This is a genomic window from Micromonospora sp. NPDC005257 (assembly GCF_042872445.1).
Taxonomy (GTDB): Bacteria; Actinomycetota; Actinomycetes; order Mycobacteriales; family Micromonosporaceae; genus Micromonospora.
In genome coordinates this window covers 302,577-326,991 of sequence record NZ_JBIAKL010000006.1, presented here as the reverse complement: position 1 = coordinate 326,991, position 24,415 = coordinate 302,577, and the positions used below count along the sequence as shown (strand labels likewise).

24 protein-coding genes are annotated in these 24,415 nt (G+C 72.0%); 8 read left to right on the top strand and 16 right to left on the bottom strand.

Annotated elements, in window-relative coordinates; all coding sequences use genetic code 11:
• Positions 1–4: 4 nt before the first annotated feature.
• Genes sufC through ACFYO8_RS15840 form a run of 5 tightly spaced genes read right to left on the bottom strand, consistent with a single transcriptional unit; the run spans position 5 to position 4,531 of the window.
• Complete coding sequence (gene sufC / locus ACFYO8_RS15860; protein ID WP_354872623.1) at positions 5–778, bottom strand: Fe-S cluster assembly ATPase SufC; 774 nt, start codon at positions 776–778, stop codon at positions 5–7.
• Positions 778–1,122 (bottom strand): non-heme iron oxygenase ferredoxin subunit, encoded by a 345-nt coding sequence (locus ACFYO8_RS15855; RefSeq protein ID WP_354872625.1) that lies wholly within the window; start codon positions 1,120–1,122, stop codon positions 778–780. The genes sufC and ACFYO8_RS15855 overlap by 1 nt, the downstream gene beginning before the upstream one ends.
• The gene (sufD, locus tag ACFYO8_RS15850) at positions 1,122–2,270 is read right to left on the bottom strand and encodes a Fe-S cluster assembly protein SufD (RefSeq protein ID WP_354872628.1); all 1,149 of its coding nucleotides are present in this window, start codon (positions 2,268–2,270) and stop codon (positions 1,122–1,124) included. The genes ACFYO8_RS15855 and sufD overlap by 1 nt, the downstream gene beginning before the upstream one ends.
• 57 nt (positions 2,271–2,327) lie before the next feature.
• On the bottom strand, positions 2,328–3,758 hold the full coding sequence (gene sufB / locus ACFYO8_RS15845) for a Fe-S cluster assembly protein SufB (RefSeq protein WP_354872631.1): 1,431 nt from the start codon (positions 3,756–3,758) through the stop codon (positions 2,328–2,330).
• Positions 3,755–4,531, bottom strand: a complete 777-nt coding sequence (locus tag ACFYO8_RS15840) for an ArsR family transcriptional regulator (RefSeq protein WP_354872633.1) — start codon at positions 4,529–4,531, stop codon at positions 3,755–3,757. The genes sufB and ACFYO8_RS15840 overlap by 4 nt, the downstream gene beginning before the upstream one ends.
• A gap of 97 nt (positions 4,532–4,628) precedes the next feature.
• Here ACFYO8_RS15840 and ACFYO8_RS15835 point away from each other — a divergent pair, with 97 nt between their 5' ends.
• Together ACFYO8_RS15835 and ACFYO8_RS15830 are read left to right on the top strand one after the other, a co-directional pair.
• Positions 4,629–5,591, top strand: a complete 963-nt coding sequence (locus ACFYO8_RS15835) for a COX15/CtaA family protein (RefSeq protein WP_354872636.1) — start codon at positions 4,629–4,631, stop codon at positions 5,589–5,591.
• A 73-nt stretch (positions 5,592–5,664) separates the two neighbouring features.
• Positions 5,665–7,332 carry a right-handed parallel beta-helix repeat-containing protein gene (locus ACFYO8_RS15830; protein ID WP_354872638.1) on the top strand — a complete coding sequence of 556 codons (1,668 nt, stop codon included), beginning with the start codon at positions 5,665–5,667 and terminating at the stop codon, positions 7,330–7,332.
• A gap of 42 nt (positions 7,333–7,374) precedes the next feature.
• Here the strand turns inward: ACFYO8_RS15830 and ACFYO8_RS15825 are convergent, their stop codons facing one another.
• From ACFYO8_RS15825 to ACFYO8_RS15815, 3 genes are all read right to left on the bottom strand, one after another.
• Entirely contained in the window at positions 7,375–8,289 is a 915-nt protein-coding gene (locus ACFYO8_RS15825; protein ID WP_354872640.1) for a hypothetical protein, read from the bottom strand.
• A 9-nt stretch (positions 8,290–8,298) separates the two neighbouring features.
• On the bottom strand, positions 8,299–8,631 hold the full coding sequence (locus tag ACFYO8_RS15820) for a hypothetical protein (protein WP_216928155.1): 333 nt from the start codon (positions 8,629–8,631) through the stop codon (positions 8,299–8,301).
• Positions 8,632–8,850: 219 nt separating this feature from the next.
• Positions 8,851–9,810, bottom strand: coding sequence for a heme o synthase (locus tag ACFYO8_RS15815; RefSeq protein WP_354872646.1), 960 nt, complete (start codon positions 9,808–9,810; stop codon positions 8,851–8,853).
• A 263-nt stretch (positions 9,811–10,073) separates the two neighbouring features.
• Here ACFYO8_RS15815 and tkt point away from each other — a divergent pair, with 263 nt between their 5' ends.
• The 6 genes from tkt to pgl all read left to right on the top strand — a co-directional run bounded on the left by tkt (position 10,074) and on the right by pgl (position 17,149).
• Positions 10,074–12,212 (top strand): transketolase, encoded by a 2,139-nt coding sequence (gene tkt, locus ACFYO8_RS15810; protein WP_354872649.1) that lies wholly within the window; start codon positions 10,074–10,076, stop codon positions 12,210–12,212.
• Positions 12,213–12,228: 16 nt separating this feature from the next.
• Positions 12,229–13,407: a transaldolase gene (gene tal / locus ACFYO8_RS15805; protein WP_354872651.1), complete on the top strand. Its 1,179-nt coding sequence runs from the start codon at positions 12,229–12,231 to the stop codon at positions 13,405–13,407.
• 79 nt (positions 13,408–13,486) lie between these two features.
• The gene (locus tag ACFYO8_RS15800; RefSeq protein WP_354872654.1) at positions 13,487–13,696 is read left to right on the top strand and encodes a hypothetical protein; all 210 of its coding nucleotides are present in this window, start codon (positions 13,487–13,489) and stop codon (positions 13,694–13,696) included.
• A gap of 50 nt (positions 13,697–13,746) precedes the next feature.
• Positions 13,747–15,261, top strand: a complete 1,515-nt coding sequence (gene zwf, locus ACFYO8_RS15795; protein ID WP_354872657.1) for a glucose-6-phosphate dehydrogenase — start codon at positions 13,747–13,749, stop codon at positions 15,259–15,261.
• Between the two features lie 31 nt (positions 15,262–15,292).
• Positions 15,293–16,309: a glucose-6-phosphate dehydrogenase assembly protein OpcA gene (locus ACFYO8_RS15790; protein ID WP_354872660.1), complete on the top strand. Its 1,017-nt coding sequence runs from the start codon at positions 15,293–15,295 to the stop codon at positions 16,307–16,309.
• 69 nt (positions 16,310–16,378) lie between these two features.
• Positions 16,379–17,149, top strand: a complete 771-nt coding sequence (pgl, locus tag ACFYO8_RS15785) for a 6-phosphogluconolactonase (protein WP_354872663.1) — start codon at positions 16,379–16,381, stop codon at positions 17,147–17,149.
• 67 nt (positions 17,150–17,216) lie between these two features.
• Here the strand turns inward: pgl and ACFYO8_RS15780 are convergent, their stop codons facing one another.
• The 8 genes from ACFYO8_RS15780 to rapZ form a co-directional block, all read right to left on the bottom strand.
• Entirely contained in the window at positions 17,217–17,561 is a 345-nt protein-coding gene (locus ACFYO8_RS15780; protein WP_354872666.1) for an RNA polymerase-binding protein RbpA, read from the bottom strand.
• Between the two features lie 130 nt (positions 17,562–17,691).
• Entirely contained in the window at positions 17,692–17,952 is a 261-nt protein-coding gene (gene secG / locus ACFYO8_RS15775) for a preprotein translocase subunit SecG (protein WP_018788217.1), read from the bottom strand.
• Positions 17,953–18,047: 95 nt separating this feature from the next.
• A complete protein-coding gene (gene tpiA, locus ACFYO8_RS15770) occupies positions 18,048–18,839 on the bottom strand; it encodes a triose-phosphate isomerase (RefSeq protein ID WP_354872668.1) in 792 nt (263 codons plus the stop codon).
• Complete coding sequence (locus ACFYO8_RS15765; RefSeq protein WP_354872670.1) at positions 18,840–20,039, bottom strand: phosphoglycerate kinase; 1,200 nt, start codon at positions 20,037–20,039, stop codon at positions 18,840–18,842. It lies immediately after the preceding gene.
• 52 nt (positions 20,040–20,091) lie between these two features.
• Complete coding sequence (gap, locus tag ACFYO8_RS15760) at positions 20,092–21,096, bottom strand: type I glyceraldehyde-3-phosphate dehydrogenase (RefSeq protein WP_355094228.1); 1,005 nt, start codon at positions 21,094–21,096, stop codon at positions 20,092–20,094.
• A gap of 265 nt (positions 21,097–21,361) precedes the next feature.
• Positions 21,362–22,342, bottom strand: a complete 981-nt coding sequence (gene whiA, locus ACFYO8_RS15755) for a DNA-binding protein WhiA (RefSeq protein ID WP_018788213.1) — start codon at positions 22,340–22,342, stop codon at positions 21,362–21,364.
• Between the two features lie 54 nt (positions 22,343–22,396).
• A complete protein-coding gene (yvcK, locus tag ACFYO8_RS15750) occupies positions 22,397–23,401 on the bottom strand; it encodes a uridine diphosphate-N-acetylglucosamine-binding protein YvcK (RefSeq protein WP_354872675.1) in 1,005 nt (334 codons plus the stop codon).
• Positions 23,398–24,279: an RNase adapter RapZ gene (rapZ, locus tag ACFYO8_RS15745; protein ID WP_354872831.1), complete on the bottom strand. Its 882-nt coding sequence runs from the start codon at positions 24,277–24,279 to the stop codon at positions 23,398–23,400. Before rapZ ends, yvcK begins: the two co-directional genes overlap by 4 nt.
• Positions 24,280–24,415: the final 136 nt, after the last annotated feature.

Below are 24,415 nucleotides of genomic sequence, written 5' to 3'. Positions count from 1 at the left end.
TGTCTCAGGCCCGCGCCGCGCCGGCCCCGGCGACGTACCGCTCGTAGCCCTCTTCCTCGAGCTTGTCGGCCAGCTCCCGGCCGCCCTGCTCGACGATCCGGCCGGCCACGAAGACGTGCACGAAGTCCGGCTTGATGTAGCGCAGGATCCGCGTGTAGTGGGTGATCAGCAGCAGGCCGGTGTCACCGGTGTCGCGCACCCGGTTCACGCCCTCGCTGACCACGCGAAGCGCGTCCACGTCCAGGCCGGAGTCGGTCTCGTCGAGGATGGCGATCTTCGGCTTCAGCAGTTCGAGCTGCACGATCTCGTGCCGCTTCTTCTCACCGCCGGAGAAGCCCTCGTTGACGTTGCGCTGGGCGAACGCCGGGTCCATCTGGAGGCGCTCCATGGCGCCGCGCAGCTCGCCGCCCCAGGTGCGCAGCTTCGGCGCCTCGCCGTCGATGGCGGTCTTGGCGGTACGCAGGAAGTTGGCCACCGAGACGCCGGGGACCTCGACCGGGTACTGCATGGCCAGGAAGAGGCCGGCGCGGGCCCGCTCGTCGACGGACATGGACAGCACGTCCTCGCCGTCGAGGGTCACCTCGCCGCCGGTGATCTCGTACTTCGGGTGACCGGCGACCGAGTACGCCAGCGTGGACTTGCCGGAGCCGTTCGGGCCCATGATGGCGTGCGTCTCGCCGGACCGCACGGTCAGGTCGACCCCGTGCAGGATCGGCTTGAGCTCACCCTCGGGCAGCTTGACCGACACCTTCAGGTCGCGGATCTCCAGGGTGCTCATCAGCGGGTCACTCCATTGCTCGGCAGCGGACGGCCGTCGCCGTCCACGGAAAGGTAGATGTCGCCGTCGCGGACTTCGACGGAATAGACGGGTACGGGTTCGGTCGCGGGCAGCCCGGTGGGCTCACCGGTACGCAGGTCGAAACGGGATCCGTGCAGCCAGCATTCCAGCGTGCAGCCCTCGACCTCGCCCTCGGACAGCGCCACCGCGGCGTGCGAGCACTCGTCGTGCACCGCGTAGAACACGTCGTCCTCGCCGTGCACGATCGCGACCTGCACGCCGTCCACGTCGGCGCTGATCGCGGTGCCCTTGGGCACGTCCTCGGTGGAGCAGATCCTGAGCATCAGGCGCCCGCCTTGGCCAGCCGCGCCTCGATGGCGTCGCCCAGGCGCTCGCGCAGGTCCTCGACCGGGATCTTGTTGATCAGCTCGGCGAAGAAGCCGCGCACCACCAGGCGCCGCGCCTCGGACTCCGGGATGCCCCGGGCCATCAGGTAGAACAGCTGCTCGTCGTCGAACCGGCCGGTCGCGCTGGCGTGCCCGGCGCCGGCGATCTCGCCGGTCTCGATCTCCAGATTGGGTACGGAGTCGGCCCGCGCGCCGTCGGTGAGCAACAGGTTCCGGTTGATCTCGTACGTGTCGGTGCCGGTCGCCTCGGCCCGGATCAGCACGTCGCCGACCCAGACGGTGTGCGCGTCGGCGCCCTGCAGGGCGCCCCGGTAGCCGACGTTGCTGCGGCAGTCCGGCACGGTGTGGTCGACCAGCTGCCGGTGCTCCAGGTGCTGGCCGGAGTCGGCGAAGTAGACGCCGTACAGCTCGGCCTCCCCACCTCGACCGGTGTATTCCACGCTTGTGAACTGCCGGACCAGGTCGCCACCCAGGGACACCTGGATGTGGATGACCTTGGCGTCCCGGCCCAGCTTGATCTTCAGGTGCTGGGCCTGGACCGCGTCGTCGGCCCAGTCGGCGACCGTGACCAGTGTCAGCTTCGCGCCGTCGCCCACCGACACCTCGACGTTGTCGGCCAGCGTGCCAGAGCCGACGTGCCGCAGAACCAGGACCGACTCGGAGAGCGCGCCGATCTCGACGAAGGTGTGCGCGAAGGCCACCACGTCGGAGGGCCCGCCGTGCACGGTGACGACGACCGGCTCGGCGACCACCGCTTCCCGGGCCACCCGCACCAGCTGGCCGAGGTCCGACTCACCGTAGGCGCGGGCGCTGATCCGGTCGAGTGGAACCAGCACGCTGCCCCTGAGCGGGTCGTCCTTGGCCAGCGTGCCGACAGTGACTCCCTCGGGGAGCTGCCCGTACTCGTAGGCCGGCCAGTGCGCCGACTCGTCCGTCACGGCGCCGTCGAGCAGGCCGCGCAGGCGCTTGAGCGGGGTGAAGCGCCACTCCTCCTCCAGGCCGGTGAGGGCCGGGAAGTCGGCGACGTCGTACGAGCGGAGCGCCTGCGACTTGGTAGTGGGCGGCGCGGAAGCCTGGATAGTCATCTCTTCCTTGGTCTGTTCTGCGACGAGGTGTCGGTGAGGCGGATGGCGGCGGCGGCGTCAGCCGACCGCGCCCTCCATCTGGAGCTCGATCAGGCGGTTGAGCTCCAGCGCGTACTCCATCGGGAGCTCCTTGGCGATCGGCTCGATGAAGCCGCGCACGATCATCGCCATCGCCTCGTCCTCGCTCAGGCCCCGGCTCATCAGGTAGAAGAGCTGGTCCTCGCTGACCTTGGAGACGGTCGCCTCGTGCCCCATCGACACGTCGTCCTCGCGGATGTCGACGTACGGGTAGGTGTCGGACCGGGAGATCGTGTCGACCAGGAGCGCGTCGCACTTGACCGTGCTCCTGCTGCCGGTCGAGCCCTCCAGCACCTGCACCAGGCCGCGGTAGGACGTGCGGCCGCCGCCCCGGGCGATCGACTTCGACACGATGGTCGAGGAGGTGTGCGGCGCGGCGTGCACCATCTTGGCGCCGGCGTCCTGGTGCTGGCCCTCGCCGGCCATCGCCACCGAGAGCACCTCGCCCTTGGCGTGCTCGCCGGTCATGTAGACCGCCGGGTACTTCATGGTGACCTTGGAGCCGATGTTGCCGTCGACCCACTCCATGGTCGCGCCCTCGTGGCACACGGCGCGCTTGGTGACCAGGTTGTACACGTTGTTCGACCAGTTCTGGATGGTCGTGTACCGGCACCGGGCGTTCTTCTTCACGATGATCTCCACGACCGCGCTGTGCAGCGAGTCGGAGGAGTAGATGGGCGCGGTGCAGCCCTCGACGTAGTGCACGTACGCGCCCTCGTCGACGATGATCAGCGTCCGCTCGAACTGGCCCATGTTCTCCGTGTTGATCCGGAAGTAGGCCTGCAGCGGGATGTCCACGTGCACGCCCTTCGGCACGTAGATGAACGAGCCGCCGGACCAGACGGAGGTGTTCAGCGCGGCGAACTTGTTGTCGCCGACCGGGATCACCGTGCCGAAGTACTCCTTGAACAGGTCCTCGTGCTCCTTGAGCGCGGTGTCGGTGTCCAGGAACAGGACGCCCTGCTCCTCCAGGTCCTCGCGGATCTGGTGGTAGACCACCTCGGACTCGTACTGCGCCGCGACACCCGCGACCAGGCGCTGCTTCTCCGCCTCCGGGATGCCGAGCCTGTCGTAGGTGTTCTTGATGTCCTCGGGCAGGTCCTCCCAGGAGGTGGCCTGCTTCTCGGTGGACCGGACGAAGTACTTGATGTTGTCGAAGTCGATCCCGGTGAGGTCGGCGCCCCAGTTCGGCATCGGCTTACGGCCGAACAGCCGCAGGCCCTTGAGCCGCAGGTCGAGCATCCAGGCCGGCTCGTTCTTCTTGGCCGAGATGTCCCGCACCACCGCCTCGCTGAGGCCGCGCTGGGCGGCCGCCCCGGCGACGTCGGGGTCGGCCCAGCCGTACTCGTAACGACCGAGGGCGGCGAGCTGCTCCTCCTGGGTCAGGGGCTGAACGATCTGCTCGGTCATTTATCTGTCCTCACAGTGGTGACGGTGGAACCGGACTGGGCGGGAATGTGCGTGGTGCACACGCCGTCGCCGTGCGCGATGGTGGCCAGGCGCTGCACGTGGGTGCCGACCAGACGGGAGATGACCTCGGTCTCAGCCTCGCACAGCTGAGGGAACTCGGCGGCCACGTGCGCCACCGGGCAGTGGTGCTGGCAGAGCTGGCCGCCCGAGGCGATCGTGGACGCGTTGGCAGCGTAACCCTCGGCGGTGAGCGCCCCGGCGAGCGCCTCGGCCCGCGCGAGCGGCGCGTCTCCCGCGTCCTCCATGGCCGCCCGGCAGCGGGTCTCCAGCGCGGAGACCTGCTCGGCCGCGAACGCCGCGACCGCCTCGGCGCCGCCGGTGTGGGCGATCCACCGCAGTGCGGCGGTGGCCATGTTGTCGTAGTGGTGGGTGCCGCAGCGGCCCCGGCCCGCCTCGGTGAGCGCGAAGACCTTGGCCGGCCGGCCGCGCCCGCGGCTGCCGCGCACGGCCTGGTCGCGGGCGACCACGTCACCGTCGGCGAGCATCGCGTCGAGGTGCCGGCGGATCGCGGCCGGGCTCAGACCGAGCGCCGAACCGAGCTGCGCGGCGGTGGTGGGACCACGCTCCAGCAGCAGTTGGGTGACCCGGTCGCGGGTCGACAGGTCGGCCGGAGCGGCCTCCCGCTCGCCGACGCGCGTGCCACGACGTGCGCGCGAACCCCCGGCGACCGGACCGGTCACCGGCGTTCGAGAGAGCGCCGCCGCGTTTTTCACAACAGCAACGTTACGTAATTCGCCGAGGGCCCGCAAACCCGGGGCCGGTGATTCCGACCACCGGGCTACCGGAGTCACCCGATCGGGATCAACTACGGTGCGTAGGATTCGCTTCGTGAAGCGTTCCGTCCGGTTCCCGGTCTCGTCCACGCTGCTGCGCCGCCTCGCGCTCGCCTCGATCATCGCGAACGTCGGGATCGTGGTCACCGGCGGGGCCGTCCGGCTCACCGCCTCCGGCCTCGGCTGCCCCACCTGGCCCCGGTGCACCGAGGACTCCTACACCACGACGCCCGAGATGGGCGTGTACGGGGTGATCGAGTTCGGCAACCGGCTGCTCACGTTCGCGGTGGGCATCATCGCGCTCGCCGTGGTGCTGGCCGTGCTGGCGCACCGCCCCCGCCGCCGCGGGACGCTGCCGCTGGCCGTGGGCGTGCTGTTCGGCATCCCGGCCCAGGCGGTCATCGGTGGCATCACGGTGCTCACCAACCTCAACCCGTGGGTGGTCGGGCTGCACTTCCTCGCCTCGATGGCGGTGATCGCCGCCGCGTACGCGCTCTGGCGGCGCATCAAGGAACCGGACGGGCCGGTGGCGCCGACGGTGCCGGGCCCGCTGCGTACCCTCGCCCGGATCACCACCGCGGTCAGCGCCTCCGTGCTGGTGGTCGGCACGTGGGTCACCGGCAGCGGACCGCACGCCGGCGACCACGGCGCGGCCCGAAACGGCCTGGACCCGACGGCGATCTCCCAGGTGCACGCCGACGGTGTCTTCCTGCTGATCGGCCTGTCGGTGGCCCTGTACTTCGCGTTCCGTGCGGTCGGCGCGGCACGGGCGGCGCGGGCCGCCGCGGTGCTGATCGCGGTCGAGCTGGGCCAGGGCGTGATCGGCTTCGTCCAGTACTTCACCCACCTGCCCGCCGTGCTGGTCGGCGCGCACATGCTCGGCTCCTGCCTGGTGCTGCTGGCCACGCTGGGCGTGCTCTGGTCGACCCGCGAGCGGCTGCCGGCCGCCCCGGAGGCCCCGGCCCAGCCGGTCGCCGAACGGGTGGGCGCCGCCGCCTGAGCCGGGCGTTACCACGCGACGGGAGCGGGAAAGCGGTCCGGGCCACCGACCGTCCGCCCGAGGGGAGCTCCCCGTGTCGCCAAAGAGCCTCGCCACCACCACCCCGCAGCGGCTGACCCCGGTCGCCGGGGCGCCGCTGTGGTGCGACGCCCGCGAGTACGGCCTCACCGGCGACGGGGTCACCAACGACCAGCCCGCCCTGGCGGCGCTGGTGGACCGCCTCGGCGCCGGGTACGACGCCGACGGCCGCGCCCGGGTGATCTACTGCCCGCCCGGCCTGTACTCGATCCGTGACGCCGGCACCGTCTGGCGCAGCGGCGTCTCGCTGCTCGGCGCCGGGCCGGCGGCGACCCGCTTCCTGCTCAGCAACGAGGGCAACCGCAGCGAGCCGGTCCCGCTCGCCTTCTGGACCACGGTGCAGCACGGCGCGGCCCGGGACCGGCACATCACCGACTGCACGTTCGCCGACTTCGAGATCGACGGCTCCGGCGTCGCCCAGACCGCGTACGACTACCTGGCCAAAGGGCTGGGCCTGCAGTACGTGGTGCGCGGCGTGTTCCGCAACCTCTACATCCACCACACCGGGGCGACCGGGCTGGGCTGCGACTTCCTCCAGGACAGCCTGATCGACGGGGTGGTCGCGGTGGGCTGCGGCCGGCTGGACAACGAGGACCAGATGGGTGGCGCCGGGATCGGCGTCGGCATCGGCGGCTGGGGCGACGTGGAGCGCCTCACCATCGCCAACTGCACCACCATCGGCAACGGCACCAACGGCATCTTCCTGGAGCTGCAGAAGGACTACTGGACCCCGCCGCGCGGCATCCGGATCATCGGCTGCCACAGCCAGGCCAACCGGTTCGGCATCTCCGACTGGGGCGCGGACGGGCTGATCGTCTCCGGCTGCACCATGACCAACAACCTGGAGGCCGGCTTCGACGTGTCCGGCAACGGCACCGCCGGGGTGGCCGGGCGCGGCGGCCTGCTCACCGGATGCGTGATCGACTCGAACGTCGGCGACGGCATCAGCATGGGCAACACCCCCGGCCCGTACGCGGTCCAGGGCAACCGGATCAGCCGCAACGGCGGTTTCGGCTACCACGAGCACGACCTGGGCCACGGCTACCGGGGCGCGGCGGCCGACGTGGTGATCCAGGACAACGACATCCGGGAGAACGCGCTGGACGGCATCCGGATCGACCGGCCGATGCTCGACACGTCGATCATCGGGAACCGGATCCGGGACAACGGCCGCCGGTCCGCCCCGGCCTGCTCCGGCTCGGGCGAGACGGTGCGCTACGGCCCGCGCGAGGTCACCGACGGCACCGCGGACTGGCCGGCCGGGGGGCACCGGGGCAAGGTGGTCCGGGTCGGCTCCGTCGACGCGGTGGTGTCCGACAACAGCGCCGGCCGGCTCTCCCTGGCCGAGGTGCGCCCCGACGGCACCACCGGCTGGAGCGCGGCCACGCCGATGCCGGGCACGGCGTACGAGCTGCCCGACTCGCCACCGGCCTGCGGCGGCATCACGATCGCCGCGCCGTTCGACTCGGCCACCGTGCGCGGCAACCGGATCTGGCACCGGGAAACCGACACCCAGGCGTACGGCATCTGGGTCACCGAGGCGGGCAGTTGCGTCTCCTGCGCGTTCGAGGACAACGACCTGGCCGGCACCGAGGCCGCGCTGCGACTGGACACGCCGCCGATCGGCGGCCGATGGGCGCGTAACCACAGCGACCGCGACTGAGCGTCGCGCCGCTGCCGGGGCGGTCACCCCCGGCCGACGGCCTCAGCGGCGGGCCAGGTGGGCGAGCACCGCGTCGGCGAGGCGGTCCGGGGCGCCGTCGGCGTACCCGACGAACAGGCTCGGCTCGGTCAGCTCCAGCTCGACGAGCACGGGCTCGCCGCCGGGGCCGGGGATCAGGTCGACCCGGGCGTAGAGCAGCCGCTCCGGGCCGCCGGGCACCACCGCGAGCACGTTCTCGGCCACGGCGCGCTGCGCGGTGGTGGCGACCCGGGCGTCGATCCGCTCCTCCTTGTAGAGCGCGGCCTCGCCGAGGTCCGGCCCGGTCAGCATCGGGCCCTTGCGGATCGCATGGCTGAACACCAGGCCGCCGGGGCCGGCCAGGAACAGCAGCGCGGTCTCCCCGGCGGTGTCCACCGCGTCCAGGTACGGCTGGACCATTGTGACCCGCCCGGCGCCGGAGAGCCGCCGCACGTGGGCCACCGCGAGCTCGCGGTGCTGCGGGTCGGTCAGGTCGTAGCGGCCGGTGTCCTGGCTACCGGCGCTGACCGCCGGCTTGATCACGTACTCGCCCGCGGCCGGCGGCTCCCACGCGTGGCCCGGCTCGACCCATTCCGTGTCGACCGTGGGCGCCCCGGCGGCGGACAGCTCGGACAGGTAGCGCTTGTCGGTGTTCCAGGCGACCACGTCGGCCGGGTTGGCCAGGGCCGGCACGGTACGCGCCCAGGCCACGAACTCGTCCCGGCGCCGCGCGTAGTCCCACGGGGAGCGGAGCACGACCAGGTCGTACCGGGACCAGTCCACCGAGGGGTCGTCCCAGACGGCGATCTCGGCGGTGACGCCGCGGGCGGCGAGCGGGCCGAGCGCGAGCCGGTCGTCCGGGTCGAGGTCGGGCAGTTCGGCGCAGGTGACGAGAGCGACCCGGGGTCTCCCCCGGGTCGACTGGTGGTGGTCGGTCATTCGGTTATGTCAACGGGCCATGGTGCGCCGGGCCATCGACCGCCACAGGTCGTTGCTCGGACGCATCTGGTCCATCAGTTCACGCTCCCAGGCGTTCTCGACGTCGACCCCGGCCTTCGCGCACGCCTGCCGCGCGATGTCGGTGCCGTCGGCGAACTGGTCTGCCCATACCCCGTCGGAACCCACGAGGACGATCCGTGCGCCGCGCTTGCCGACGTACTCGATGACCGCCTTCGCGCCGCCGTGCCCGGCGGCGAACGACTTGATCCCCGCGACCAGGCCGTTGGGGGCCTGCTCGGCGGTCTTGTCAGCCGTCAGCGTCGTATCGGAACCATCTGCCATGCGCGAAGCCTAAGCAGAGTTCCACCCGGATGTGCGAGAACCATGAACTGAATGTGATGCCAATTACCCATCGGTTTAAGAAGAACCACAGGCATTTTGCCGCTATATGTCCCTTATAACCGGGCGAAACGGGCAGGCAAGATCGTCACAATCTGTCCAGGTTGGCACCGCTCCGAGGATGCCCGAAAAAAATTTCTGATGAACCGCCGGACGGGCGGGTCAGAGGAGCGCGTCGAGCGCGACGGCCGCGAACAGGATCGTCAGGTACGTGGTCGACCAGTGGAACAGGCGCATCGGCTTGACCGCCTCGCCGCGCGTCGCGCGCCGGCACAGCTTGTGCGCCTCGACGAGGAAGATCCCGCCCACCACCAGCGCGGTGACGCCGTAGATCGGGCTCATCCCGAGCGGCCACACCGCCAGCGAGGAGAGCACCGTGAGCCAGGAGAAGCCGATGATCTCGGCGTTGACCCGCCGGACCGAGGCCACCACCGGCAGCATCGGCACCCCGGCCCGGGCGTAGTCGGCCTTGTACTTGATGGCCAGCGCGTAGAAGTGCGGCATCTGCCAGAAGAAGACCACGGCGAACAGGCCCCACGCGGCCGGCGCCAGCGTGCCGGTGACAGCGGCCCAGCCGATCAGCACCGGCGCGGCGCCGCAGATGCCGCCCCAGAACGTGTTCGCCGCGGTCGTCCGCTTCAGCCACAGCGTGTAGACCAGGTCGTAGTAGGCGATCGCGGCCAGCGTCAGCACCGTCGCCAGCCAGTTCGTCGCCGCCGCCATCAGCGCCACCGACACCGCCGCCAGCACCAGGCCGAAGATCAGCGCGCTGCGCGGCGACACGGTGTGCGCGGGCAGCGGACGGCGCTTGGTGCGCCGCATGAGCTGGTCGATGTCGCGGTCGATGTAGCAGTTGATGACGCTCGCCGCGCCGGCCGCGAGCGACCCGCCGACCAGCACCACGGCCACCAGCCACAACGACGGCATCCCGCCGTGGGCGAGCATCATCGCCGGCACGGTGGTCACCAGCAGCAGCTCGACGATCCGCGGCTTGGTCAGCGACACGTACGCCGCCACCACGGCGCGCACGTCCCGCCGGCCGCTCGCCGACCCCTCCGCCACCGCGCCCACCGGCGGCTGCCCGGCAGGGTTGCTGACGGGGCGCTCGGTGATCATGCTCACGGATTGCCACCTTCCGGCATCGGCGGGGGAGGTCGTTCGGCCCGGACCGCTGCGGGTCCACACACCGCACCACACACTACGCGGCGTCGTTTTCGCTGCCCCGCGGACCCGGCAACGGTGCGAGCCGTCACACCTGCGGTTGAACGGCGGAACGCGCGCGATCCGTACAGAAGAGCATGCTGAGATCCCCGGGCGGACGTTTAGCACCGCTCGATAGGGTCATCAGTGAGGGTTCCGCCCATCTGCCGAGGAGCACAACCATCGTGGCTGCCAATCGACCCGAGCTTCCCGCTCTCAACTGGTCCGACCTCGACCGCAGGGCCGTCGACACGGTCCGCGTGCTGGCCATGGACGCCGTGGAGAAATCCGGCAACGGCCACCCGGGGACGGCGATGAGCCTCGCCCCGGCGGCGTACCTGCTCTTCAACCGGGTCATGCGGCACAACCCCGCCGACCCGAACTGGGCCGGACGCGACCGGTTCGTGCTCTCCGCCGGCCACTCCAGCCTGACGCTGTACATCCAGCTCTTCCTCTCCGGCTACCCGCTGGCACTGGACGACCTCAAGGCGCTGCGCCAGTGGGGCTCACTCACCCCGGGCCACCCGGAGCACGGCCACACCCCCGGCGTGGAGACCACCACCGGTCCGCTCGGCCAGGGCCTCGGCAACGCGGTCGGCATGGCCATGGCGGCCCGCCGCGAGCGCGGCCTGTTCGACCCCGAGCCGGACCGCGCCGACTCGCCGTTCCGGCACGACATCTGGTGCATCGTCTCCGACGGTGACATCGAGGAGGGCGTCACCCACGAGGCCAGCGCGCTCGCCGGTCACCAGCAGCTCGGCAACCTCTGCGTGATCTACGACGACAACGAGATCTCGATCGAGGACGACACCCGCATCGCCAAGAGCGAGGACGTGGCGGCCCGCTACGAGGCGTACGGCTGGCACGTGCAGACCGTCGACTGGCGCAGCGGCGACGCCGACCAGGGCGACTACCACGAGGACGTGGAGGCGCTGTACCAGGCGCTGCTGGCCGCCAAGGCGGAGACCGACCGGCCGTCGTTCATCGCGCTGCGCACCATCATCGGCTGGCCCGCGCCGAACAAGCAGAACACTGGCAAGATCCACGGCTCGGCTCTCGGCGCCGACGAGGTCAAGGCCACCAAGGAGATCCTCGGATTCGACCCGCAGCGCACCTTCGAAATCGACGAGGAGGTGCTCAAGCACGCCCGTCAGGTGCTGGAGCGCGGCGCGCGGGAGCAGGCCGAGTGGACCACCGGGTTCGACGCCTGGGCGCAGGCCAACCCGGAGCGCAAGGCGCTGTGGGACCGGATGGCCACCCGTACGCTGCCGACCGGCTGGACCGACGCGCTGCCCACCTTCGGCGCGGACGCCAAGGGCGTCGCCACCCGGGCCGCCTCCGGCAAGGTCCTGGAGGCCCTGGCGCCGGTGCTGCCCGAGCTGTGGGGCGGCTCGGCCGACCTGGCCGAGAGCAACAACACCACCATGAAGGGCGAGCCGTCGTTCGTCCCGGCGGCGCACGCCACCAAGGACTTCCCCGGTGACGAGTACGGCCGCACGCTGCACTTCGGCATCCGCGAGCACGCCATGGGCTCGATCCTCAACGGCATCGCCCTGCACGGCGGCACCCGCCCGTACGGCGGCACGTTCCTGGTGTTCAGCGACTACATGCGCCCGGCGGTGCGGCTGGCCGCGCTGATGAAGCTGCCGGTGACGTACGTCTGGACGCACGACTCGATCGGCCTCGGCGAGGACGGCCCGACCCACCAGCCGATCGAGCACCTGACCGCGCTGCGGGCCATCCCCGGCCTGGACGTGGTCCGCCCGGCCGACGCCAACGAGACGGTCTGGGCGTGGCGGCAGGCGCTGGAGCACACCGACCGGCCGACCGCGCTGGCGCTCAGCCGGCAGGCGCTGCCGACGCTCGACCGCACCGAACTGGCCGGCGCCGAGGGCGTCGCCAAGGGCGGGTACGTGCTGGCCGAGGCGTCGAACGGCAAGCCGCAGGTGATCATCGTCGGCACCGGCTCCGAGGTGCAGCTCTGCCTCACCGCGCGGGAGCGCCTGGAGGCCGACGGCACCCCCACCCGGGTCGTCTCGATGCCCTGCCAGGAATGGTTCTTCGCGCAGGACGAGGCGTACCGGGAGTCGGTGCTGCCGCGCGGGGTAAAGGCACGGGTGAGCGTGGAGGCGGGCATCGCGATGTCGTGGCGCGCGATCGTCGGCGACAGCGGCGAGTGCGTGAGCATCGAGCACTTCGGCGCCAGCGCGCCGCACACCGTGCTCTTCGAGCAGTTCGGGTTCACCCCCGACCGGATCGTGGCCGCCGCGCACGCGGCGCTGACCCGGGTGGGCGACATCACCGGTTTCACGACCGGCAACTGAGGGGAGCGTGGACGGCATGACGGACAGGCTGAGTGAGCTCCAGGGCGCCGGAGTGGCGATCTGGCTCGACGATCTCTCCCGGGTACGGCTGACCTCCGGCGGGCTGGACAAGCTGCGCCGGGAGTCCCACGTGGCCGGGGTGACCACCAATCCGACGATCTTCGCGAAGGCGCTGAGCGACGCCGACGAGTACGACTGGCAGCTTCGTGACCTCGCCGTCCGGGATGTGGACGTGGAGGAGGCGGTCCGCATGCTCACCACGTACGACGTGCGGTGGGCCTGCGACGTGATGCGCCCCTCGTACGACGCCAGCGGCGGCGTGGACGGCCGGGTCTCGATCGAGGTGGACCCGCGCTCGGCGCACGACGCCGACAAGACGGTCGCCGAGGCCAAGGCGCTGTGGTGGCTGGTCGACCGGCCGAACCTGTTCATCAAGATCCCGGCCACCGAGGAGGGCCTGCCCGCGATCACCGCGACCCTGGCCGAGGGGATCAGCGTCAACGTCACGCTGATCTTCGGCCTGGACCGCTACTCGCAGGTGATGGAGGCGTTCCTGGCCGGCCTGGAGCAGGCGCAGGCAAACGGGCACGACCTGTCGAAGATCGGCTCGGTCGCCTCGTTCTTCGTCTCCCGGGTCGACAGCGAGGTGGACAAGCGGCTGGAGAAGATCGGCTCCGACCAGGCCAAGGCGCTGCGCGGCAAGGCCGCGGTCGCCAACGCCCGGCTGGCGTACGAGCGCTACGGCGAGGTCTTCTCCTCGGCGCGCTGGCAGAAGCTGGCCGACGCGGGCGCCCACCCGCAGCGCCCGCTGTGGGCCTCCACGTCGACGAAGAACCCGGACTACCGGGACGTGATCTACGTGGAGGAGCTGATCGCCCCCGGCACCGTCAACACCATGCCCGAGCCGGTCATCCACGCGTACGCCGAGCACGGCGAGACGCAGGCGGACACCGTCACCGTCGCGTACGACGACGCCCGCAAGGTCTTCGCCGACCTGGAGGCGGTGGGCGTGGACCTGTCCGACGTGATCGCCACGCTGGAGCGCGAGGGCGTGGAGAAGTTCGAGGCGAGCTGGGTGGAGCTGCTGGAGGGGGTCAAGAAGTCCCTCGCCGAGGCGGCCAAGGGGTCGGGCAGCCCGCACCGGGCAGCCAAGGGCAACGCGCGGGCGGCGCAGCAGGCCGGCGGCAACGCGTGACCGACGGCGTACGACGCGTCCCGGGGCCGGGCCCCGGGACGCGTCGCGCCGTACCGTGGAACGGGTGAGGTGGTTGCCGGTGAGCGAGCCCGAGGCCGTGACCCCGGCCGCCGGACGGCCGGTCACCCCCGGCCGTCCGTACACCTTCGCGCAGCTCCGGGCGGCCAGGCCGCCGGCGACCGGCGGGCCCTGGCCCGGCCGGGAGCGACAGGTGCTGCGCCTGCACCTGACCGAGCGGGCGGCGGGCGCCGCCCCGCTCCTGGACACGGCCGGACGGACACGCACGTGACGATCAATGACCTGGAATCAGCGGACCGAGACGCAGGAGGAGGTGGCCCGGTGAACCCGCTGCGCGATCCGCAGGACCGGCGGCTGCCCCGGATCCCCGAGCCGTGTGCCCTGGTGATCTTCGGGGTGACCGGCGACCTGGCCCGCAAGAAACTGCTGCCGGCGGTCTACGACCTCGCCAACCGAGGGCTCCTGCCGCCCGGCTTCGTGGTCCTGGGCTTCGCCCGCCGGGACTGGGGCGACGGCGACTTCGAGTCGGTGGCGCACGACGCGGCCAAGAAGCACGCCCGCACCCCGTGGCGGGAAGAGGTGTGGGCCCGGCTGGCCGGCAACATCAAGTTCGTCGGCGGCTCGTTCGACGACGACGCGGCGTTCGACCAGCTCGCCGCCACGCTCGACGAGCTGCGCGAGTCGCACGGCATCCCCGGCAACGCCGCCTTCTACTTCTCCATCCCACCGGCGGCCTTCCCGGTGGTGCTCAAGCAGCTCGCCCGCACCGGCATGGCGGACAACGCGAAGTCCGGCGGCTGGCGGCGGGTGGTGGTGGAGAAGCCGTTCGGCAACGACCTGCCCTCGGCCAAGGCGCTCAACGACCTGGTCGACGACGTCTTCACCAGCCAGGACGTGTTCCGGATCGACCACTATCTGGGCAAGGAGACGGTCCAGAACATCCTGGCGCTGCGCTTCGCGAACAACCTGTTCGAGCCGCTGTGGAACTCCAAGTACGTCGACTCGGTGCAGATCACCATGGCCGAGGACGTCGGCATCGGCACCCGCGCGGCCTTCTACGACTCGGTGGGCACCGCCCGCGACGTGCTCCAGAACCACCTGCTCCAACTGCTCGCCCTGGTCGCGATGGAGGAGCCGACGAGCTTCGACGCCGACGAGATCCGGGCCGAGAAGCTCAAGGTGCTCAAGGCGATCACCGTGCCGCGGGACGTCGCCGAGGACACCGTGCGCGGCCAGTACCTGCCCGGCTGGGTGGGCGGCGAGCGCGCCAAGGGCTACCTGGAGGAGGAGGGCGTTCCGGAGGGCTCCACCACCGAGACGTACGTGGCGGTGAAGCTGGGCATCCAGAACCGCCGCTGGGCCGGGGTTCCGTTCTACATCCGGGCCGGCAAGCGGCTGCCCCGGCGGGTCACCGAGGTCGCCATCATGTTCAAGAAGGCGCCGCACCTGCCGTTCAACGACGCCGACATGGAGTCCCTCGGCCCCAACCAGCTGGTCATCCGGGTGCAGCCGGACGAGGGCGTGGTGCTGAAGTTCGGCTCCAAGGTGCCGGGCACCACGATGGAGGTCCGCGACATCGCGATGGACTTCCAGTACGGCGAGGCGTTCACCGAGTCCAGTCCCGAGGCGTACGAGCGGCTGGTGCTGGACGTGCTGATCGGCGACCGGACGCTGTTCCCGGACGCCGCCGAGGTGGAGCAGAGCTGGCAGGTCGTCGACCCGCTGGAGCACGCCTGGGTGGGCACGACCCCGGAGCCGTACCGGGCCGGTGAGTGGGGGCCCCGGGCCGCCGACGAGATGCTGGCCCGTGAGGGCCGGGCGTGGCGGAGAGCGTGAGCGTGCACGGCGAGCGAACCAGGAGGCTCCGATGATCGGGCTGTGGGACACCACCGGCAACGAGGTGGTCAAGGCGCTGGCCGCGGAACGGCGCAGCGCGGGCGGGGTGGCCAGTGGCATGGCGCTCACGCTGATCGTGGTGGTGGACGAGAAGCGGGTACGCGAGGCCGAGGCGGCGGCCACCATCGCCGCGGCGGCGCATCCGTGCCGCCTGCTCGTGGTGGTGCGCTCCGACGTGGAGCGGGACCGCAACCGGCTGGACGCGGAGATCGTCGTGGGTGGCCGGCTCGGTCCGTGCGAGGCGGTGGTGACCCGGATGTACGGGCGGCTCGCGCTGCACGCCGAGTCGGTGGTGATGCCGCTGCTGGTGCCGGACGTGCCGGTGGTGACCTGGTGGCACGGCGAACCGCCGGAGGAGATCTCCACCGACTTCCTCGGCGTGGTCGCGGACCGGCGGATCACCGACGCGGCGCAGGCGGCCGACCCGATCGCCGCGCTGCGGCAGCGGGCGCACGACTACGCCCCGGGCGACACCGACCTGGCGTGGACCCGGATCACCCCGTGGCGCACGCTCGTGGCGGGCGCGTTCGACACCACCCAGGCCCGGGTCACCGAGGCGAGCCTGGTGGCGCCCCCGTCGGACCCGACGGCGGCGCTGATGCGCGGCTGGCTCAAGGCCCGGCTCGGCATCGACCCGGTCCTGACCGCGACCGACGAGTTCCCGCGGATGCGCCAGGTGCAGTTGCGCTGCGCCAACGGCGACGAGCTGACGCTGACCCGGGACGACAGCATCGCGGTGTTCCGGCGTACCGGCCAGGAGGACCGCACGCTGCCGCTGGTCCGCCGGCCGCTCGGCGACGAACTGGCCGAGGAGCTGCGCCGCCTCGACGCCGACCAGGTGTACGCGGAGGCGCTCGGCGCCGCCGCCGGGATCACCGGGCTCGACCAGCGTCCGGTCCAGCGGGTGCACGTGTGGAAGGACCCGGCGACCGCCCAGCGGGCCGAGGCCGGCGTGACCGCGCACGCGGGCGCGACAGCTAACGAGTGACCGCCCGGGCCGGGCGGTCGAAGGCACAGGAGACCGCCGGCGGGCGGTCGGAACACGAGGGCACGACGGATGACTGAGGCGAGTGTCGCCGTACACGCCGACCCCGACCTGCTCGCGCAGGCGGTGGCGGCCCGGTTGGTGGTGAAGCTGCTCGACGCGCAGGCTGGGCGCGGCCAGGCGTCGGTGGTCCTGACCGGCGGGCGGATCGCCGCGGCGGTGTACCGAGCGGTCGGGCAGCTGCCCGCCCGGGACGCGGTCGACTGGTCCCGGGTCGACGTGTGGTGGGGCGACGAGCGGTTCCTGCCGGCCGGCGACCCGGAGCGCAACGAGACGCAGGCGCGTGCGGCCCTGCTGGACTCGGTGCCGCTGGACCCGGCCCGGGTGCACCCGATGCCGGCGTCGGACGGCCCGGCCGGCGACGACCCGGAGGCGGCAGCCGCCGGGTACGCGCGGGAACTCGCGACGGCGGCCCGGCCCGGTAACGCGCTCGTGCCGCACTTCGACGTGCTGATGCTCGGCGTCGGCGAGGACGGGCACGTGGCGTCGGTGTTCCCCGAGCACCCGGTGCACCACGACAACCGGCCCGTCAGCGCGGTACGGGGCAGCCCGAAGCCACCGCCGGTGCGGACCACGCTGACCCTGCCGACGATCAACACGGCCGAGGAGGTGTGGCTGATCGCCGCCGGGGCGGACAAGGCCCGGGCGGTCGGCATGGCGCTGGCCGGGGCGGGGCCGGTGCAGCTGCCGGCCGCCGGGGTGCAGGGCGTCTCCCGTACCCTCTGGCTGCTCGACCGGGCTGCGGCGGCGAACGTGCCGCCACGCCTGCGCAGCCTCCGCTGAGCGGGTAGGAAGGGGCCCCTCCTCGACGTCTCACGTCGAGAAGGGGCCCCTTCTCGACACCTCGGGGTCAGGCGCGGCCGCGACGTCGGCGCAGCGCGTCCAGGGCCTCGGCGAGCAGCGCCTCCCCCTCCTCCGGGGTGCGCCGCTCCTGCACGTACGCCAGATGGGTCTTGTACGGCTCGGCGCGCTGGCGGCCCGGCGGGTCGCCCGGGTCGGGGCCGGCGGGCTCGCCGCAGCGGGGGCACTCCCACGTGGCGGGCGTCTCCGCCTCGGCGGCGATCAGGAACTCGACCCGGTGCCCGTGGCGGCACCAGTAGACGACCGGCCGGCGAGGCGCGGGCTCGACCCGCTGGTCGAACCGCTCGGGGGCGGACCCGATGCGGGTGCCGCGGATGACGTTGTGGCTGGGCACTGTTGCTCGCTCCCTGTCGTCGGAGGGGACCGCCGCCGGAGGGGGTCGGCGACGGGCGACGCGCGGAGAAACAAAACTGCGCGCGGTCCGTGACGGACCGCGCGCAGATTGTACGCTTCTCAGCGCCGGCTCAGGTGCCGCTGGCCATCTGCAGCCGCAGCCAGAGGCCGAGCCCGACGATGCACGCGAACCAGACGATTCCCACCAGAACGGTGTAGCGGTCGAGGTTCTTCTCGGCCACCGACGAACCGGCCAGGCTGGAGCTGACGCCGCCGCCGAACATGCTCGACAACCCGCCGCCCTTACCGCGGTGCAGGAGGATCAGCAGGACGAGCAGCACGCTGGTGATGACCAGCAACGTGATCATCGTGTAGGCGAACCAGATCGGCATGGCGGGGGTCAGTCCTCTCGTTGCGATCACTGCCCGGACCTGTCGGGCACTGCGGCACCGACCGGTGGACGGGCAGCGTCAAGGATAGCGAGCGATCAGCGGGCGGTGTGCTCCGGGAACCGGCAGATCTGCGCGAACTCCTCCGCGTCCAGGCTCGCGCCCCCGACCAGAGCCCCGTCCACGTCCGGCTGCGCCATGATCGCGGCGACGTTCGACGCCTTGACCGACCCGCCGTACAGGATCCGGACCTGCGCGGCGGTGCCCTCGTCGTAGGTCTCGGCGATGCGCTTGCGCACCGCGCCGCAGACCTCCTGGGCGTCCTCCGGCGTCGCCGTCTTGCCGGTGCCGATCGCCCAGACCGGCTCGTACGCCACGACCACCTTGGTGACCTGCTCGGCGGTGAGCCCCTTCAGCGCGCCGTCGAGCTGGTCGCAGCAGTGCCGCACCTGACCCGACCGCTCCCGGACCTCCAGGCCCTCGCCGATGCAGAGGATCGGGGTGAGCCCGTTCGCCAGCGCCGCCGCCACCTTCGCGTTGACGAGCGCGTCGTTCTCGTGGTGGTACTGCCGCCGCTCGGAGTGGCCGACCACCACGTAGCCGCAGCCCAGCTTGGCGAGCATCGGCCCGGCGATCTCACCGGTGTAGGCGCCCGACGGGTGCGGCGACAGGTCCTGCGCGCCGTAGCCGATCAGCAGCTTGTCGCCGTCCACAGCGGTCTGCACGGTACGCAGATCGGTGAAGGGCGGCAGCACCACGCACTCGACGTCGGTGAGCTGCTTCTCGTTCAGGCTCGCGGCCAGCTTCTGCACCAGCAGGTTGGCCTCGAGGTGGTTCAGGTTCATCTTCCAGTTGCCGGCCATCAGCGGCCGGCGGGTCGTGCTCGCCATTCAGTTCTCCAGGGCCGCGATGCCGGGGAGGGTCTTGCCCTCCAGGTATTCCAGGGAGGCGCCGCCACCGGTGGAGATGTGCCCGAACGAGGACTCGTCCAGGCCCAACGCGCGCACCGCCGCGGCCGAGTCGCCGCCGCCGACCACGCTGAACGCGTCGGCCTTGGTGATCGCCTCGGCCACGCCCCGGGTGCCGTTGGCGAACGCCGCCATCTCGAACACGCCCATCGGGCCGTTCCAGAAGACGGTCTTCGCCTGCGACAGCGCCGCGGCGAAGCCGGCCACCGTCTCCGGGCCGATGTCCAGGCCCAGCCGGTGGCTGGGGATGCCGTCGGCGGGCACGGTGTCGTGCGCGGCGTCCGGCGCGAACGCGTCGGCGACCACCACGTCGACCGGGAGCATGATCTTGCCCGGCGCGCGCTCCATCAGGTTGCCGCAGGTCTCGACCATGTCCTTCTCCAGCAGCGACGTGCCCACCTCGTGGCCCTGGGCCTTGAGGAAGGTGAAGCACATGCCGCCGCCGATGAGCAGCCGGTCCACTGTCGGCAGCAGCGCCTCGATCACGGCCAGCTTGTCGGAGACCTTCGAGCCGCCCAGCACCACCACGTACGGCCGCTCCGGCTCGCCGGTCAGGCGGCTGAGCACCTCGACCTCGCGCAGCACCAGCCGGCCGGCGTAGTGCGGCAGCCGGGCCGGCACGTCGTGCACGCTGGCGTGCTTGCGGTGCACCGCGCCGAACGCGTCGTCGACGTAGGCGTCGCCGAACGCGGCGAGCTGGTCGGCGAACGCGCCCCGCTCCGCGTCGTCCTTGCTGGTCTCACCCTTGTTGAAACGCAGGTTCTCCAGCAGCGCGACCTGGCCGTCGGCCAGCCCCTCCACGGTGGAGCGCGCCGAGTCGCCGACGGTGTCCTCGGCGAAGCGCACCGGGGCGCCGAGCAGCTCACCGAGCCGCCCGGCGACCGGACGGAGGCTGAACTGCGGGTCGGGCGCGCCCTTCGGGCGGCCCAGGTGCGAACAGACGACCACCTTCGCGCCGGCCTGCACCAGCGCGCTCAGCGTCGGCAGGACGGCCCGGATCCGGCCGTCGTCGGCGATGTCCCCGGTCTGCTTGTCGAGCGGGACGTTCAGGTCGGCGCGCACCAGCACACGCCGACCCGACACCCCCTCGGCGAGCAGGTCGTCGAGGTTACGGATCGTCACAGAGCTAGCCCTCCGTTCGTGACTGCGGGGCTCGCAAGCTCGGTCCTCGCACTCACAGGGACTGACCGACCAGCTTGACCAGGTCGACCAGGCGGTTCGAGTAGCCCCACTCGTTGTCGTACCAGCCGACGACCTTGACCTGGTTGCCGATCACCTTGGTCAGCGGCGCGTCGAAGATGCACGACGCCGGGTCGGTCACGATGTCGGAGGACACGATCGGGTCCTCGTTGTAGCTGAGGATGCCCCGCAGCGGGCCCTCGGCGGCGGCCTTGAGCGCGGCGTTGACCTCGTCCACGGTGGTCTCCCGGCCGACCTCCACGGTCAGGTCGGTCGCCGAGCCGGTCGGGATCGGCACGCGCAGCGCGTAGCCGTCCAGCTTGCCCTTGAGCTCCGGCAGCACCAGGCCGATGGCCTTCGCGGCGCCGGTCGAGGTCGGCACGATGTTCAGCGCGGCGGCCCGGGCCCGGCGCAGGTCCTTGTGCGGGGCGTCCTGCAGGTTCTGGTCCTGCGTGTACGCGTGGATGGTGGTCATCAGGCCCTGCTTGATGCCGAACGTGTCCTGCAGGACCTTCGCCATCGGCGCGAGGCAGTTGGTGGTGCAGGAGGCGTTCGAGATGATGTTGTGCTTGGCCGGGTCGTACTGGTCCTGGTTGACGCCCATGACCACGGTGAAGTCCTCGTTCTTCGCCGGCGCGGAGATGATGACCTTCTTGGCCCCGCCGTCGAGGTGCGCCTTCGCCTTGGTGGCGTCGGTGAAGAAGCCGGTGGACTCGATGACCACGTCGGCGCCGACCTCGCCCCACGGCAGCTTGGCCGGGTCCTTCTCGGCGTACGCCTTGATGGTCTTGCCGCCCACGGTGATCTCGTCGGCGGTGGCCTTCACCTCGTGCGGAAGGCGGCCCAGGATGCTGTCGTACTTGACAAGGTGGGCGAGCGTCGCGTTGTCGGTCAGGTCGTTGACCGCCACGACCTCGATGTCAGCGCCGGACGCCAGCACTGCCCGGAAGAAGTTGCGGCCGATCCGGCCGAAGCCGTTGATGCCAACCCGGATGGTCACAGGTCCCATCTCCTCGCGTTCTGGTCCGCCGGCGCCAGACCGCGGCCGGCGGAGGTGTGTGCGCCGACCGTTGGAGCCGGCCGTCGACATGTCATCTCGGCCACCCCGCCGCGGTCCTGGAGACCTGACCGCCCGAGGCGGTGAGCACGGCGAGGGATGCCTGTGCGCGGCCCCCTTGCCGTACGCAGCGACCATATCCGAGCGCGCGGCGTCGCGCTGCGGCGGGTGGTGATCCCGCTCGCGGTGCGCTGCCGCCCGAGTCCTATCAGACCACGAGCATGTCCGGTGTGACTGCCGCTTCCGTATCCGGGATGCCCAGGTCACGGGCACGCTTGTCGGCCAGCGCGAGCAGCCGGCGGATCCGGCCGGCGATGGCGTCCTTGGTCAGCGGCGGCTCGGCGAGCGCGCCCAGTTCCTCCAGCGACGCCTGGCGGTGCTCCAGGCGCAGCCGGCCGGCCGAGGTCAGGTGGTTCGGCGCGTCGTCGGCGAGGATCTCCAGCGCGCGGGTCACCCGGGCGGCGGCGGCCACCGCGGCACGCGCGGAACGGCGCAGGTTGGCGTCGTCGAAGTTGGCCAGCCGGTTCGCGGTGGCGCGCACCTCCCGGCGTACCCGGCGTTCCTCCCAGGCCAGCACGCTGGAATGCGCGCCGATGCGGGTGAGCAGCGCGGCGATCGCGTCGCCGTCCTTGACCACGACCCGATCCACGCCGCGCACCTCGCGGTTCTTCGCGGTGATGCCGATACGGCGGGCCGCGCCGACGAGCGCCAGCGCGGACTCCGGACCGGGGCAGGTGATCTCCAGGGCGCTGGAGCGGCCCGGCTCGGTGAGCGAGCCGTGCGCCATGAACGCGCCCCGCCAGGCCGACACGGCACAGCAGACGTTCGCGGCCACCACGTGCGGCGGCAGGCCGCGCACCGGGCGGCCCCGCACGTCGAGCAGGCCGGTCTGCCGGGCGAGCGCCTCACCGTCCTTGACCACCCGCACGATGAAGTGGCTGCCCTTGCGCAGCCCGCCGGAGGCGAGCACGTGGATCTCGCTCGGGTAGCCGTAGACCTCGGCGATCTCCCGCCGCAGCCGGCGGGCCACCGCGCCGGTGTCCAGCTCCGCCTCGACCACGACGCGACCCGACACGATGTGCAGGCCACCCGCGAAACGCAGCAGGGCGGCCATCTCCGCCCGCCGACAGCAGGGCTTGGGCACGTCGACCCGACTCAGCTCGTCCTTGACCGCAGCCGTCATCGCCATAGTGCGCCCCCTCACGGACCGGTTCCGGCGTGTCGCCGGTGATTACGTACGTGTCTAACGATCGGCGCGCAGGACAGGCACCAGCGCGGCGCCCAACGCGGCTGGATCATGACGGGGCGTGCCGTCGAGGACGGCGACGGGAGCGAGGACCAGCCGGGCACCAAGCGATTCTGCCGCACGTTCGACCGGCGCGGGATCACCCACCGCCGTGGAGTCGGCGAGCACCTGGTCCACCTTCAGCTCGGGCAGATAGCGCCGCAGGGTGTCCAGATGGTCGGGCAGGGAGAGCCCCGAGGTCTCGTTCTCGGCCACCAGGTTGAGCGTCACCAGCCGCCGCGCCGGGCTGGACACGATCGCGTCGGCCAGGCCCGGCACGAGCAGGTGCGGCAGCACGCTCGTGTACCAGCTTCCCGGCCCGAAGATCAGCCAGTCCGCGGCGCGTACCGCCGTCACCGCCTCGGCGCACGCGGCCGGCGCGGACGGGCTGAGCCGCAGCGACTCGACGGTGCCGGGGGTGACCGCCACCTGGTGCTGCCCGCGCACGGTCGACACCTCGTCCGGGTGCTCCGGGTCGGCGCCGCGGACCCGGGCCTCGATGCCCACCGGCTGGCGGGACATCGGCAGCACCCGCCCCACCGCGCCGAGCATCGCCCCGGCGTGGTCGAGCGCGGCCACCGGGTCGCCGAGCAGCTCGGTGAGCCCGTGCAGGAGCAGGTTGCCGACCGCGTGGCCGGCCAGCGAGTCGCCGACCACGACCGGCACCGGCGCGGCGAGCGTCGGCGCCTGCGGCACGGCGGCGGCGAAGCGGTGCTGGAACAACGCGGCGCTGCGCCGGGTGGCCGGGTGGTCGCCGGCCAGCGCGACCAGCGCCTGGCGCAGGTCGCCCGGCGGCAGGCCGCCACGCTCGGCGCGCAACCGGCCGCTGGAGCCGCCGTCGTCGCCGACGGTGACCACCGCGGTGATGTCCAGGTCCAGCTCGGGTACGCAGTGCCGCAGCGCCCGCAGCGACGCCGAGAGCCCGTGCCCGCCGCCGAAGGCGACCACCCTGGTCGGGGTCACTCCCGCCCCAGGTCCCGGTGCTGGGCGTTGGCGGCGATGCCGGAGTGGCGCAGCCGGGAGGCCAGCTCCTCGGCGATGGCCACGCTGCGGTGCTTGCCGCCGGTGCAGCCGACCGCCACGGTCAGGTAGCGCTTGCCCTCCCGCTCGAACCCGGCGGTGGTCGCGTTGACCAGGTCGGCGTAGCCGGCCACGAACGCCTCGGCGCCCTCCTGGCCCAGCACGTACGCGCTGACCCCCTCCTCCCGACCGGTGTGCTCGCGCAGCTCCGGCACCCAGTACGGGTTGGGCAGGAACCGGGCGTCCATCACGAAGTCGGCGTCCGGCGGCAGGCCGTACTTGAATCCGAACGAGATCACGGTGATCCGCAGCCGGCGGGCGTCCTCGCCGCCGAACAGCTCCTCGACCCGGCGGCGCAGCTGGTTCACGTTCAGGTGGCTGGTGTCGATGATCACGTCGGCCTGCTCGCGGGCCTCCTCCAGCAGCGTCCGCTCGACGGCGATGCCGTCAGCGAGCCGCCCGTCGCCCTGCAACGGGTGCGAGCGGCGCACGCTCTCGAACCGGCGGATCAGCACCTCGTCGTCGGCGTCGACGAAGACCACCCGGGGCTGGAAGCCGCGCTCGCGCAGCTCCCGGATCGCCCCGGCGAGGTCGGTGGAGAACGCGCGCGAGCGCACGTCCAGCACCATCGCCGTACGCCGGGCCGCACCGCCGGCCTTGAACGCCAGCTCGGCCATGTCCAGCAGCAGCGCCTGGGGCAGGTTGTCGACCACGTAGTAGCCGACGTTCTCCAGCGCCCGGGCCACGGTGCTGCGCCCGCCGCCGGACAGGCCGGTCACCACCACCAGGGAGGTGTCCGACTCGGCCGACGCCGGTCGCACCGGCGTCGTCTCCGCCCCGGTCGGCCCCAGGTCACCCGCTGTACGCGCCTCGCTCACCCGCTACCCCCAGCCGTGGCGCCGCGGCCGGCCGGCCGCGCATGGTCAATCAGCGACTCTAACGGCTGCGACCCGGCCG

What these genes read in the sequence shown, in the direction of transcription:
- sufC (WP_354872623.1), bottom strand. Translation starts at nt 778, where the DNA reads ATGAGCACCCTGGAGATCCGCGACCTGAAGGTGTCGGTCAAGCTGCCC.
- ACFYO8_RS15855 (WP_354872625.1), bottom strand. Translation starts at nt 1,122, where the DNA reads ATGCTCAGGATCTGCTCCACCGAGGACGTGCCCAAGGGCACCGCGATC.
- sufD (WP_354872628.1), bottom strand. Translation starts at nt 2,270, where the DNA reads ATGACTATCCAGGCTTCCGCGCCGCCCACTACCAAGTCGCAGGCGCTC.
- sufB (WP_354872631.1), bottom strand. Translation starts at nt 3,758, where the DNA reads ATGACCGAGCAGATCGTTCAGCCCCTGACCCAGGAGGAGCAGCTCGCC.
- ACFYO8_RS15825 (WP_354872640.1), bottom strand. Translation starts at nt 8,289, where the DNA reads ATGACCGACCACCACCAGTCGACCCGGGGGAGACCCCGGGTCGCTCTC.
- ACFYO8_RS15820 (WP_216928155.1), bottom strand. Translation starts at nt 8,631, where the DNA reads ATGGCAGATGGTTCCGATACGACGCTGACGGCTGACAAGACCGCCGAG.
- tal (WP_354872651.1), top strand. Translation starts at nt 12,229, where the DNA reads ATGACGGACAGGCTGAGTGAGCTCCAGGGCGCCGGAGTGGCGATCTGG.
- ACFYO8_RS15790 (WP_354872660.1), top strand. Translation starts at nt 15,293, where the DNA reads ATGATCGGGCTGTGGGACACCACCGGCAACGAGGTGGTCAAGGCGCTG.
- pgl (WP_354872663.1), top strand. Translation starts at nt 16,379, where the DNA reads ATGACTGAGGCGAGTGTCGCCGTACACGCCGACCCCGACCTGCTCGCG.
- secG (WP_018788217.1), bottom strand. Translation starts at nt 17,952, where the DNA reads ATGCCGATCTGGTTCGCCTACACGATGATCACGTTGCTGGTCATCACC.
- tpiA (WP_354872668.1), bottom strand. Translation starts at nt 18,839, where the DNA reads ATGGCGAGCACGACCCGCCGGCCGCTGATGGCCGGCAACTGGAAGATG.
- whiA (WP_018788213.1), bottom strand. Translation starts at nt 22,342, where the DNA reads ATGGCGATGACGGCTGCGGTCAAGGACGAGCTGAGTCGGGTCGACGTG.